The 12,500-nt window shown below is 43.7% G+C and carries 10 protein-coding genes; all 10 read right to left on the reverse strand.

Annotated features, from left to right (window positions below; all coding sequences use genetic code 11):
* Positions 1-439: 439 nt before the first annotated feature.
* The 10 genes from ACVIJU_RS12245 to ACVIJU_RS12290 all read right to left on the reverse strand — a co-directional run bounded on the left by ACVIJU_RS12245 (position 440) and on the right by ACVIJU_RS12290 (position 12,372).
* Entirely contained in the window at positions 440-1,159 is a 720-nt protein-coding gene (locus ACVIJU_RS12245; protein ID WP_063388465.1) for a phosphoadenylyl-sulfate reductase, read from the reverse strand.
* A gap of 277 nt (positions 1,160-1,436) precedes the next feature.
* On the reverse strand, positions 1,437-2,072 hold the full coding sequence (gene pyrE, locus ACVIJU_RS12250) for an orotate phosphoribosyltransferase (RefSeq protein WP_063388466.1): 636 nt from the start codon (positions 2,070-2,072) through the stop codon (positions 1,437-1,439).
* Entirely contained in the window at positions 2,069-2,785 is a 717-nt protein-coding gene (pyrF, locus tag ACVIJU_RS12255) for an orotidine-5'-phosphate decarboxylase (protein ID WP_456687650.1), read from the reverse strand. Before pyrF ends, pyrE begins: the two co-directional genes overlap by 4 nt.
* The gene (locus ACVIJU_RS12260; protein ID WP_130158122.1) at positions 2,754-3,689 is read right to left on the reverse strand and encodes a dihydroorotate dehydrogenase; all 936 of its coding nucleotides are present in this window, start codon (positions 3,687-3,689) and stop codon (positions 2,754-2,756) included. Before ACVIJU_RS12260 ends, pyrF begins: the two co-directional genes overlap by 32 nt.
* Positions 3,683-4,459, reverse strand: a complete 777-nt coding sequence (locus ACVIJU_RS12265) for a dihydroorotate dehydrogenase electron transfer subunit (RefSeq protein ID WP_144597711.1) — start codon at positions 4,457-4,459, stop codon at positions 3,683-3,685. Before ACVIJU_RS12265 ends, ACVIJU_RS12260 begins: the two co-directional genes overlap by 7 nt.
* A 13-nt stretch (positions 4,460-4,472) precedes the next feature.
* Positions 4,473-7,661: a carbamoyl-phosphate synthase large subunit gene (gene carB / locus ACVIJU_RS12270; RefSeq protein ID WP_063388470.1), complete on the reverse strand. Its 3,189-nt coding sequence runs from the start codon at positions 7,659-7,661 to the stop codon at positions 4,473-4,475.
* Positions 7,654-8,745 (reverse strand): carbamoyl phosphate synthase small subunit, encoded by a 1,092-nt coding sequence (locus tag ACVIJU_RS12275; protein ID WP_094246082.1) that lies wholly within the window; start codon positions 8,743-8,745, stop codon positions 7,654-7,656. Before ACVIJU_RS12275 ends, carB begins: the two co-directional genes overlap by 8 nt.
* 1 nt (position 8,746) lies before the next feature.
* Positions 8,747-10,024, reverse strand: a complete 1,278-nt coding sequence (locus tag ACVIJU_RS12280; protein ID WP_063388472.1) for a dihydroorotase — start codon at positions 10,022-10,024, stop codon at positions 8,747-8,749.
* Entirely contained in the window at positions 10,008-10,922 is a 915-nt protein-coding gene (locus tag ACVIJU_RS12285; protein WP_144597713.1) for an aspartate carbamoyltransferase catalytic subunit, read from the reverse strand. Before ACVIJU_RS12285 ends, ACVIJU_RS12280 begins: the two co-directional genes overlap by 17 nt.
* A gap of 154 nt (positions 10,923-11,076) precedes the next feature.
* Positions 11,077-12,372, reverse strand: coding sequence for a solute carrier family 23 protein (locus ACVIJU_RS12290; protein ID WP_063388473.1), 1,296 nt, complete (start codon positions 12,370-12,372; stop codon positions 11,077-11,079).
* Between the last annotated feature and the right edge of the window lie 128 nt (positions 12,373-12,500).

Genomic DNA, 12,500 nt, shown 5'->3' on the forward strand with positions numbered 1-12,500 from the left:
GCTTTTATTGAAAAAATTTTTAGCCTTAGCCGCTAAATAAATCTAAATCGTTGCGATACGCCATCATCAAAAACGAGTAAAAAAAAGCTTGAACAATTGGAATCATTTCATGAAACGAGTCTTCAAAACTTTATTTTTTTATGACGAGTTTTTATAAAGCATTATCTGCGGAAAAAGGCCTGCTGTAGATCAAACTGTCACTTCACTTGTAAGTGATATTCATATTTTGATTGAACAAACACCAAAGATAAAATGATTGAATCAACTATCGATGAAGCCGAAGCAGACGGTTTAGGCACCTTCACCTCCACCGACCATTGAACAGAGAACATTTCCAGCAGTCCGAATGGAGGAAAAAGCGATATGTTTTTACCGCTCCTGTACGACAGGCAGCACCCGCTGCCGCCGCACCGCTTCCTCTAATGGTTATAGGCTTCCATTATTTTGTCACACTTGTACTCTCATGTAATCCGCATTCAAGCTTTTGATGGCCGACCCATCTTCCAGAACGCAGATCATCCATGTTAATGGCTGGCTGAGTACAAGGCTGGCAGCCAATGGAAGGATAACCTTGATCATGTAAGACGATATAAGGCAAATCATGTTTATAAACATATCGCCAAACTTCCTTCCAGGTCCAGTGGATGAGAGGGCAAATTTTCACCTTTTGGAATTTCTCATCTTTATTAATATAGTTTACATGTTTTCTTGTCGGCGATTGTTCTCTTCTTAATCCTGAAATCCATGCTTTTACTGGTTCAAGCGTCTCCCTTAATGGAACCACTTTCCGGATGTGACAGCAAAGATTCGGATCTTTCTCCCAAAGCTTATCTCCATATTGCTCTTTTTGCTCTTCTAATGTGATCTCTGGTTTTTTTAATTCTATATTTAAATCTGGATATCGATTTTTTACTTTTTCTATGCAATCATAGGTTTCTTTAAAATGCAGCCCCGTGTCCAAAAAGACAATCCGTGCGGTCGGATTGACCTTCGATATTAAATCAATGAGTACAATCCCTTCAATTCCAAAGCTGCACGAATACACAATATCATCTTTATATGTTGAATATGCCCATTCCAACACCTCTAGGGCACCTTTTGTGTCCGATGTCTCATCAAACACGAGATCAGGTTCCGCCCAGGTTTCGTACGTAAGCATTCGCCTTTCCCCCTTATTAGAAAAGGAATAGAGCGCGTTCAATAAAAGGATTGAAAACCGCCTCTAGTCGTCTAGTCAGCGGTTTATTGAGACAGCTTTTTATATAATCCTTCTTTTCTTTCATTTGTACAAATGACATTTTGTACTTAAAAATTAGGTTAGAAGATTCACAGTGTTCCTTTCAAGAACGTGCTATATGCTATCAAATTTTATCATAATTTTCCTAAAAGTCAACCCGAGTTTTTTGATTGGAATTAAATATTATATGAAAAGGCGGTTAAACTTTTTCGAGCCAACTGTCGTTTTCAGGATTTTTTCGCCATAATGACAAGCGGTCGAGATCCTCTTTTGAAATCATTTGCACTTCCAAAGCCACTTGGATTAAAGTGTCATAATCACTTAATGCGATCGCCGGAATGCCAGCATTGGCAAAGTTTTGCTTTCCTTGAGGAAGACCGTAGGTAAAAATTGCGGCGACACCTAGTACTTGACAGCCAGCATTTCTTAGTGCTTCAACAGCTTTTAAGGAGCTTGCCCCTGTTGAAATCAAGTCTTCGATTACAACAGCTTTTTGTCCTTCCCTCACTTTTCCTTCTATTTGGTTTCCCTTCCCATGCTTTTTCGGTGTGCTGCGCACATAACACATAGGCAATCCCAGCTCTTCAGCAACTAATGCCGCATGGGGAATACCGGCTGTTGCAGTTCCAGCAATTAATTCAGCATCGGAAAAATGCTCACTGATTAGTTGAGCTAGTCCTTTATAAATGATTTTGCGGAGCTTCGGATACGATAGAGTCAAACGATTGTCGCAATAAATGGGCGATTTTATTCCGCTTGCCCACGTAAACGGTTCATTTGGTCTGAGAGTAACTGCTTCAATTTCTAGCAAATGTTTGGCGATTTCCTTTTTCATTCCACCTTACCCTCCCATTCTTTTTTTACCTCATTGTAGGCTGCAACAGGATCCTCTGCTTTTGTAATTGTCCTGCCGACAACAATGGCTGATGCGCCTTGTTCCTTTGCAAATTTTGGCGTCGCAATGCGGACTTGATCCTGTGCTCTATCTTTTGCTAAACGAATTCCAGGCGTAACAGTCAGAAAAGATGGACCGCACGTTTTTCTTATTTCGCTTACTTCATGGACAGAACAAACAACACCGCTCATCCCGCTTTTTTTTGCATTTTCCGCATAATGTAAAACCGTCTCAAGCAACGGCTTTTCAATGAGAAGTTCATTTTTTAGCATCTCGCTGGAAGTGCTTGTCAGCTGGGTGACAGCGACAACATCTGGACGCTTATTTACGCTCTGAGCTCCCGCCTCCAGCCCTTCTATCGCTGCTTCCATCATGTCTCTACCTCCCGCAGCGTGAATAGTGATCAAATCGACTCCGAGCTTGGCAAGTCCTTTCATCGTTTGTTTCACGGTATTTGGTATATCATGCAGCTTCAAATCAAGAAATATTTGATGACCGCTTCGCTGTAATTCTTCAATGATAGAAGGGCCTTCTTGATAAAAAAGTTCCATCCCCACTTTAACAAATAAAGGCTCCTCAAATATTTGCACAAACTGCAATGCTTTTTCTCTCGTATCAAAATCAAGGGCAAGAATTAGAGGACGATTTTTCATCTTTCCAGCTCCTTCCGACACATTCATTCACATGATCAAAGCCTAATTCTTTCAGCCGATTCGGCAACGCATCAATAAGTTCAACACAGACGTAAGGATTGACAAAATTCGCTGTACCAATTGCGACTGCCTTTGCTCCTGCCTGCAAAAATTCTATGCAATCATCGACATTCATAATTCCTCCCATGCCAATGACCGGGATTTCTACACTTTGGGAAACCTGATAGATCATACGAACGGCAATCGGCTTGACAGCAGGTCCAGAAAGCCCGCCTGTTCCATTAGCAATAATCGACCGGCCTGTTTTCACATCGATCCGCATGCCGAGGAGCGTGTTGATCATCGTAATTCCGTCTGCTCCCGCTTTTTCCACCGCTTTTGCCATGGCGACAATGTCAGTTACATTTGGAGAAAGCTTGACATAAACCGGTACTGAAGAAACGTTTTTCACAGCTTCTGTTAAATGTCCGGCTACTTCAGGAACTGTTCCGAACATGATCCCCCCTTGTTTAACATTCGGACAAGAAATGTTTAGTTCAAGTGCTTTTACGTTAGGCGCTTTACTGATTTCTTTTGCCACTTCCACATATTCTTCAACAGTCGAGCCGGCAATGTTCGCAATGATCGGAACATCAAATTGAGAAAGCCAAGGAAGCTCTTCCTCCATCACTTTTTTTAATCCGGGATTTTGCAACCCGATGGCATTGAGCATTCCCGACGGCGTTTCCGCCACCCTTGGTGTTGGATTTCCGAATCTAGGCTCAAGCGTTGTTGCTTTGATCATGATCGCTCCAAGCTTGGATAAATCGTACAGCTTAGCAAATTCGCGGCCAAAGCCGAAGCATCCTGATGCGGGCATGATCGGATTTTTTAACTCAAGACCAGGAAGCTTAACAGCTAACATTCCAACATCACCTCCCCGATTCGAAAAACAGGCCCGTCGGTACAGATTTTCTTATAGCCCGAATCATTTGCATCGGTTTTCGTACGGCGGACACAGGCAAAGCAAGCGCCGATTCCGCAGCCCATTCTTTCTTCCAGGGACAAAAACACTTTTTTATGCGGAAATGCTTCTTCTATCGCTTTTAACATCGGAGTTGGTCCGCATGTATAGAGCGTTTCAAATGTGAAGCGTTGTTCATTGATGATATCCATAACGGTTCCTTTTGCGCCGAATGTGCCGTCAACTGTCGCCACAAACGTTTCGCCCAGCTCCTTAAACTCTTGTTCGTAAAACACCGCCGCTTTTGTTGAAAATCCTAATACATGGACAACTTCCACTCCATTTTGAACAAGCTGCTTCGACAATTCATAAAGAGGGGGAACGCCAATGCCGCCACCGACAAGCAATGCTTTTTCCTTCGTTTCTTCAACCGGAAAACCGTTTCCGAGCGGTCCGAAAACATCGACAAGCTCACTTGCTTTTTTTCTGGACAATCTTTTCGTTCCGGCGCCTTCTGCCCGATAAATTAATGTCATCGTGTTTTTTTCGGCATTGTATTCGGCAATGCTGATCGGTCTTCTTAATAACAGATCAAAACTGTCATCCACTTTTATTTGAACAAATTGTCCCGGACAAGTAATGCGTTGAACGAGCTCTCCTTTTAATTCCATTTTATAAATGTTTTTCGCAATTGGCCTGTTGCTGATGATTTCCATCCAAGCTTTGATCATTGGATCACCTTCTTTACCTATTATGTTCGGAGAGATTTTCAACCGTAAAAGCCATCGATTCAAGCACGCGTAAAATTGCCCTTGCAGTGTCTAAAGAAGTGAGGCACGGCACACCGTTTTCAACCGATTCCCTTCTGATTCTGAAGCCGTCGCGCTCAGGCTGCTTTCCTTTCGTCAGCGTGTTGATGACAAATTGCGCTTTTCCATTGCGTATCACATCCAAAATGTTGTCGCCACGTGATCCGATTTTGCTGACAACTTTTGCTTTTATGCCGTTCTCTTCTAGAAACTTTGCGGTTCCTTCCGTCGCCAGCAGCTGATAGCCGATATTGCGAAATCTGCCCGCAATTTCTAAAGCCTCGTTTTTGTCCTTATCAGCAATCGTAAGCAGCACTGATCCGTGCTCGTAAATATTCGTACCGGCTGCAACAAAGCCTTTATAAAGAGCCTTTTCAAAGGTGGCATCCTTTCCGATTACTTCCCCAGTTGATTTCATTTCTGGTCCAAGCGTAATGTCTACACGGCGCAACTTCGCAAATGAAAATACCGGCACCTTCACAAATACACCTTTCGCCTCTTTTGCAAGCCCTGTTTTCACACCGAGTTCCGGCAAGCTAGCACCGAGTATCACCTTTGTCGCAAGCTTAGCCATCGGAATTCCGGTAATTTTACTTAAAAACGGAACTGTTCTGCTTGATCTTGGGTTCACTTCCAATACGTATACCCGCCCGTCAGCAATTACAAATTGAATGTTTAGCAGTCCGACAATATTCAGCCCTTTTGCCAAACGAATCGTATAATCAACAAGTTCTGTTTTCAACTGATCAGATAACGTTTGCGGCGGGTAAACCGCTATCGAGTCCCCTGAGTGCACGCCTGCCCGCTCAATATGCTCCATAATGCCCGGAATGAGCACATGTTTACCGTCTGAAATCGCATCAACTTCCACTTCTATTCCGGTTAAATATTGATCAATTAAAACAGGATGTTCCGGATTAATTTTTACTGCATGTTCCATATAATGGAGCAATTCTTCTTTATGGTAGACAATTTCCATCGCCCGGCCGCCAAGCACATAGGAAGGACGGACAAGCACCGGATAGCCGATTTCTTCCGCAATTTCCACCGCTTCAGCGACGGATAGAGCCGTTTTCCCTACAGGCTGTGGTATTTCCAAAGCTTCAAGCACTTGTTCGAACTTGTCGCGGTCTTCCGCCCGATCTAAATTTTCCAGGCTTGTTCCTAATATTTTGACACCTCGTTTTGCCAGCTTGCCTGCCAAATTGATTGCCGTTTGCCCGCCGAATTGGACGACAACGCCAATCGGCTTCTCCAAGTCGATAATATGCATGACATCTTCGATCGTCAGCGGTTCAAAATACAGCTTGTCGGAAATGCTGAAATCCGTTGACACCGTTTCTGGATTGTTATTGATAATGATTGCTTCATATCCTGCTTCGCGAATCGCCCAAACAGAGTGAACTGTTGCATAATCGAACTCAATGCCCTGCCCGATTCGAATCGGTCCTGAACCTAACACGACAACACTTTTTCGTTCAGTCACAATCGATTCATTTTCTTCTTCATATGTGCCGTAAAAGTAAGGCGTCTCGGATTCAAACTCGCTTGCACACGTATCAACCATTTTGTAAACTGGAACAATTCCTTGTTTTTTCCGAAACTCATAAACTTCCGATTCATCTGTATTCCATAACGAAGCGATAAAGTGATCAGAAAATCCGAGCTGCTTTGCTTTTCTCAACACGTTTACATCAAATGGAGATTTTTTCAGTTCTCGTTCATATTCGATAATGTTGTTTATCTTATTCAAGAAAAAGCGGTCGATTTTGCTCCATTGATGAATTTGCTCAACGGAAAAACCCCTTCTCAGCGCTTCGCCGATGTAAAAGATTCGTTCATCCCCTGCTTTCTTGATTCGCTTTTCAATCATTTCATCTGAGACATCGTTTTCTTTCAATGTTAAATGGTAGACGCTTGCTTCGAGAGAACGAACAGCTTTTAACAACGATTCTTCAAACGTGCGGCCGATCGCCATGACTTCACCGGTTGCTTTCATTTGAGTGCCAAGCACACGGTTGGCTGATTCAAATTTATCAAACGGCCATCGCGGTATTTTCGTGACAACATAATCAAGCGCCGGTTCAAAGCAAGCAAATGTTTTCCCTGTCACTGGATTGATGATTTCATCTAACGTTAAACCGACGGCAATTTTCGCTGCGAGTTTCGCAATCGGATATCCTGTCGCTTTTGATGCAAGGGCGGATGAGCGGCTAACCCGCGGGTTCACTTCGATAACGTAATATTGAAAACTATCCGGATCAAGAGCAAGCTGAACATTGCATCCGCCTTCGATGCCAAGAGCTCCGATAATTTTTAATGACACGTTTCTGAGCAGCTGGTATTCTCTGTCTGAAATCGTTTGGCTGGGCGCCACAACGATCGAATCGCCTGTATGAATGCCGACGGGGTCAATATTTTCCATGTTGCAGACAACGATTTTATTATCTTTTGAGTCCCGCATCACTTCATATTCGATTTCTTTGTAGCCGGCAATGCTTTTTTCGAGCAGACATTGATGAACAGGGCTGAGCTTTAGACCGTTTGTGACAATTTCAATCAGTTCTTCCTCATCGTGACAAATGCCGCCTCCGGTCCCGCCAAGTGTATATGCAGGCCGGACGATCACCGGATAGCCGACTTGCTCCACAAAATGAAACGCTTCTTCAAGCTCATGAATTATGGCGCTTTCCGGCACCGGTTCATTCAGCTCCTTCATAAGCTCGCGGAACAGTTCACGGTCTTCAGCTTTTTGAATGGCTGAAAGCTTAGTTCCTAAAATTTCAACGCCGCACTCTTCTAAAACACCCATTTTATGAAGCTCGACCGCCAAGTTTAGTCCAGTCTGTCCGCCGAGAGTCGGCAGGATCGCATCCGGCCTTTCCTTGCGGATGATTTTGGCGACAAAGCTCGGCGTGAGCGGCTCCATATACACTTTGTCGGCAATTTCCGTATCCGTCATAATTGTCGCTGGGTTCGAGTTGACAAGAACTACCTCATATCCTTCCTCTTTCAATGCTAAGCACGCCTGTGTTCCCGAATAGTCAAACTCCGCCGCTTGTCCGATAATAATCGGTCCTGATCCGATAACTAAAATTTTCTGAATATCTTTCCGCTTAGGCATTGAGATTCCCCCTTTGAGCAGTCTTTTCCATCAGCTCGATAAATTGATTAAACAATGGATTGGCATCCTCAGGTCCCGGCGATGCTTCCGGATGGTATTGAACAGCGAAAGCAGGATGCACGCGATGTCTCAATCCTTCAATTGTTCCGTCGTTCAGTGCAACATGTGTTACTTCAAGCTCTGTATTCCTAATGGATTCGATGCTTACAGCATAGCCGTGATTTTGGGAAGTCATATACACTTTCCCAGTTTTTAAATCCTTCACTGGATGGTTTGAGCCGCGGTGGCCGAATTTTAATTTTTCTGTTTTCGCACCGCATGCTAAAGCGAGCAGCTGATGCCCTAAACATATTCCAAAGATAGGGGTTTTCCCGATAAGATCGCGCAGCATTTCAATTGCTTCTGGAACGTTTTGCGGATCTCCAGGTCCGTTTGTGAGCAAAACGCCGTCAGGCTTCAATCGCAATATTTCCTCCGCAGATGTATCATATGGAACGACGATCGAGTCGCAATTTCGGCTGTTTAATTCTCTTAAGATTCCATGCTTCATGCCAAAATCTACAACAACCACTCTTTTTCCTCTTCCTGGACTTTGATATGGTCTTTTCGTCGATACAATTTCCACCTGATTGCGCGGCAGCTCCGTTTCTCTTAATTTCTCAGCCACTTGCTTTGGATCCGCCTCAGCTGAACAGATTGCACCTTTTAACGTTCCGTAGTTGCGGATAATTCTAGTCAGCCTTCTTGTATCGATTCCACTGATGCCAGGAATATCGTTTTCTATGAGAAAATCATTGATTGAATATAAACTTCTCCAGTTGGAGGGAGCTTCACAGGCTTCCTTCACAATCATCCCGTTCACGAACGGGCGGATCGTCTCAAAATCGTCTCGGTTGATGCCGTAATTGCCGATCAATGGATAAGTAAACGTTACGATTTGCCCGCAATATGAAGGATCTGAAAGTGTTTCTTGATAGCCTGTCATTCCGGTTGTGAACACAACCTCTCCGATGATGTCACGATCGCTTCCAAAGCCATCGCCGATGAAAACATCGCCGTTTTCAAGCACTAATTGCCGTTTCATATTACTCTCCCCTTTTCCAAACGATTTTGCCGTCCACCATTGTTAAAACAGGCCAGCCTTTTGCAAGCCAGCCGTTAAACGGCGTATTTTTTCCTTTTGATGCAAATGTTGAGGCATCTATCCTTTTTTCTTCCTGTAAATCAATGAGCGTCAAATCTGCAGAAATGCCTTCTTTTAATTCCCCCATATCCAAGTTAAAAGCTCTAGCAGGCTTTACCGTCAACCAATCAACAAGCTGTTTCAATGTAAAAATGCCCCGTTCGACAAAATATGTGTACAAAAGAGGAAAGGCAGTTTCCAACCCGACAATCCCAAACGGCGCCTTATCGACCTCTAAAGATTTCTCCTCCATCGTATGAGGCGCATGATCCGTAGCAATAAAATCGATTGTTCCATCCAACAGCCCTTCGATTAATGCTTTCTTGTCTTCTCTGCCTCTAAGCGGCGGATTCATTTTAAAGTTCGGATTAAGCTCCGGAATATCTTCATCACATAAAAGAAGATGATGCGGGGTTACTTCGCATGTCACGCGGATGCCTGCTTTTTTGGCGTCTCTGACGGCTCTGACGGATTCTTTTGAACTAATATGGCACACGTGGTAATGGCAGCCGCTAGCTTCTGCCAACAGAACATCTCTTGCAATTTGAACGGATTCACATACAGATGGAATGCCGGATATACCGTGATTTTTTGCAAAAACTCCATCATGGAAGGATCCGCCGTTGATAAGGGTATTGTCTTCACAATGCGCGACAATTGAATATCCTTTCTCCGCCGCTTTTTTCATTGCCTGAAACATCATGCCGGCCGACTGGACACCTACGCCATCGTCCGTAAAGGCAAAAGCACCTTCCTCTTTTAATGCATCAAAATCCGTTAATTCGCTTCCGCTTTGCCCAAGTGTGATCGCTGCATAAGGAAGAACGCGAACCTTTGCTGTTTCTTTAATTCGCTTTTGTAAATTGATCATTTTTTCTTTTGTATCAATAGGCGGCTTCGTATTAGGCATGGAGGCAACGGTTGTAAAGCCGCCCTTCGCTGCAGCCAGCGTGCCGGTGGCAATCGTCTCTTTCGCTTCTCCACCCGGTTCACGCAGATGAACGTGAAGATCGATAAATCCATGGGAAAGAAGCTTTCCGTTGCAATCGATCACGTCTCCCGCTCCATCAGCTATCTCTTCCGATATTTGTTTGACTATTCCGTTTTCCACAAGAACATCCCGCTTTGTCAATTCGCCTTCCTCTGTTAACAATTGCGCATTTTTAAATAGAATGGACATATTTCTTCTCTCCCCCTTGTGCTTTACTTTCAATCGCATGTTTTATAACTGCCATGCGGACAAATACACCGTTTTCCATCTGTTTAAAAATTCGCGACCGGCTGCACTCTACTAAATCTCCGTCGATTTCAACTCCTCTGTTGACCGGTGCAGGGTGCATAATAATCGCATGGTCCTTCATCATTTTTTCCCGTTCCTTTGTCAATCCGTACTGCTCCAAATATTGATCAGCTGTCCATTTTTCGCTGTGGCGTTCATGCTGGATTCTTAAGAGCATCACAACATCTGACATTTCGATTGCTTCATTGATCGATACGTATGTACCGTATGGATTGGTGTCGTCCCGAAATTTTTCAGGTCCAGAGAACAATACGGTTGCCCCGAGCCTTGTCAGCACTTCTGCATCAGATCTTGCTACACGGCTGTGGCGAATGTCACCGATGATGGAAACCGTCAATCCGTTAAAACGCCCAAACTCTTCACGAATTGTCATCAAATCGAGCAAACATTGCGTTGGATGGTGTCCGCACCCATCGCCAGCATTTAATATGGATACTTGGACACGGCCGATAAGCTCGTCAAAATACCGGTCCTCGGGATGTCGGATGACGACCGCCTCGACACCGATCGATTCTAAAGTTTTTACAGTATCGTACAACGATTCTCCTTTTTGAATGCTTGAAGAAGCTCCATCCACATTTAAAATGTCAAGTCCAAGTTTTTTTTCAGCAGCTTCAAAACTAAACCTCGTCCTCGTACTCGGCTCAAAAAACAAGTTGGCGATAAATGTTTGTTCTCCGACTTTCCATCGTTTTCCCTTTTTAAAGCGTTCCGCTTCATCCAAAATGGCAATAATCTCTTCAGTTGACAGCGTGCTCATTGTCACTAAATGTTTCATCGCTTTCTTCCCCTTTCCTTTAAATAAAAGCGATTGACGTTTGAATTTTAAAAAAACACCCTGCCAAGGCATGACAGGGTGTAAGCAAATGACGAAGCATGATTTGTCCCACACACCCTTGAAAGCCTCTCTGGACTTTTTTAAAAGGTGATTGCTACGCTACTGAATCTTCTTCATTTGTGTCAAAAATATGTTCTTCTTTTTTACCTGGGAGCACAAAGTTTAAAATGACGCCAATGATTGCAGCTAATGCCATTCCGTGTAACTCAAAGCTTTCCCCGAACTTAATCATCGCTTCGCCAATTCCTATTACTAAAATGACGGAGGTGATGATTAAGTTTCTTTTTTCGTTCAGATCAACTTTATGCTCAATCATCATTCTTAATCCTGAAGATGCGATGATCCCGAAGAGCAGTATTGAAACGCCTCCCATTACTGGAGTTGGAATCGAACTGATCAAGGCGGATATTTTTCCAATAAAGCCAAACAAGATTGCAAATAAAGCTGCACCGGCAATGACATAAACGCTGTAAATCCTTGTAATCGCCAATACGCCGATATTTTCGCCATATGTCGTGTTCGGCGGTCCACCGATAAAAGATGCAATCATGGTTGCCGCTCCGTCGCCGAGAATGGAACGGGCAAGTCCAGGGTCTTTGATTAAATCTTTTCCGATTACTTGGCTTAACAGCATTTGGTGACCGATATGCTCGGATAATGTCACCACTGCGACTGGAACCATCAGCAGAATGATTTCAGATGTAATGTGAGGTGTATAATCAACAAATGGAATGATAAAGTTCGGGAGCTGAAACCATTTGGCTTCCGCCACTTTTTGAAAGTCGACAATACCGATTATAAGCGAGTATACATATCCGCCGAAAATTCCGATTAATACAGGGATTAGGTTAAAAAATCCTTTAAAAAATGCCATTGTTATAATGGTGATCAGAAGCGTAACAAGGCCTGCTGAAAAGTGAAGCAAGCTGTAATGTCCTTTAGGATCGTTCATGGCCATACTCACAGCTGTTGATGCAAGGCCAAGTCCGATTACCATAATTACTGGACCGACGACAACAGTTGGAAGTAATTTCATAATCCATTTATATCCTGTCTGTTTGATGATAAGCGCGACAACCCCGTAAACTAGGCCTGCCAAAAAGCTGCCGATCATCGCCGCTCCTACACCGCCGGCAGCTTTAGCCGCAATTAACGGTGTGATGAAGGCAAAGGAGGAGCCGACATATGCCGGCACTTTTCCTTTTGTTATCAAAATAAATGCGAGTGTGCCGAGACCGCTGGAAATCAAAGCAACAGAAGGATCAATTTTGACTAAAAACGGTACGAGAATCGTTGCTCCAAACATGGCAAATAAATGTTGGAAGCTTAAGGCGAGCCATGTGATAAAATCAGGTTTATCATGAACATCTAGTATAATATTTCTTTTCATGTTTTTTCCTCCTTATGGAATTTGCACAAAAAAACCTCTTTGGCCGATGAGGCACAAAGAGGTTTTGCCAAAGTGCATACAAATAGCGTATACACCTTTCGGACCCCTTTGCAGCCTCACGGGACTGC

This window comes from Aeribacillus sp. SP014, assembly GCF_054055575.1.

Coding starts and splice junctions, on each gene's coding strand:
- ACVIJU_RS12265 (WP_144597711.1), bottom strand. CDS start 4,459: ATGATCAAAGCTTGGATGGAAATCATCAGCAACAGGCCAATTGCGAAA.
- ACVIJU_RS12290 (WP_063388473.1), bottom strand. CDS start 12,372: ATGAAAAGAAATATTATACTAGATGTTCATGATAAACCTGATTTTATC.
- ACVIJU_RS12285 (WP_144597713.1), bottom strand. CDS start 10,922: ATGAAACATTTAGTGACAATGAGCACGCTGTCAACTGAAGAGATTATT.
- pyrE (WP_063388466.1), bottom strand. CDS start 2,072: ATGAAAAAGGAAATCGCCAAACATTTGCTAGAAATTGAAGCAGTTACT.
- pyrF (WP_456687650.1), bottom strand. CDS start 2,785: ATGAAAAATCGTCCTCTAATTCTTGCCCTTGATTTTGATACGAGAGAA.
- carB (WP_063388470.1), bottom strand. CDS start 7,661: ATGCCTAAGCGGAAAGATATTCAGAAAATTTTAGTTATCGGATCAGGA.
- ACVIJU_RS12280 (WP_063388472.1), bottom strand. CDS start 10,024: ATGTCCATTCTATTTAAAAATGCGCAATTGTTAACAGAGGAAGGCGAA.
- ACVIJU_RS12245 (WP_063388465.1), bottom strand. CDS start 1,159: ATGCTTACGTACGAAACCTGGGCGGAACCTGATCTCGTGTTTGATGAG.
- ACVIJU_RS12275 (WP_094246082.1), bottom strand. CDS start 8,745: ATGAAACGGCAATTAGTGCTTGAAAACGGCGATGTTTTCATCGGCGAT.
- ACVIJU_RS12260 (WP_130158122.1), bottom strand. CDS start 3,689: ATGTTAGCTGTTAAGCTTCCTGGTCTTGAGTTAAAAAATCCGATCATG.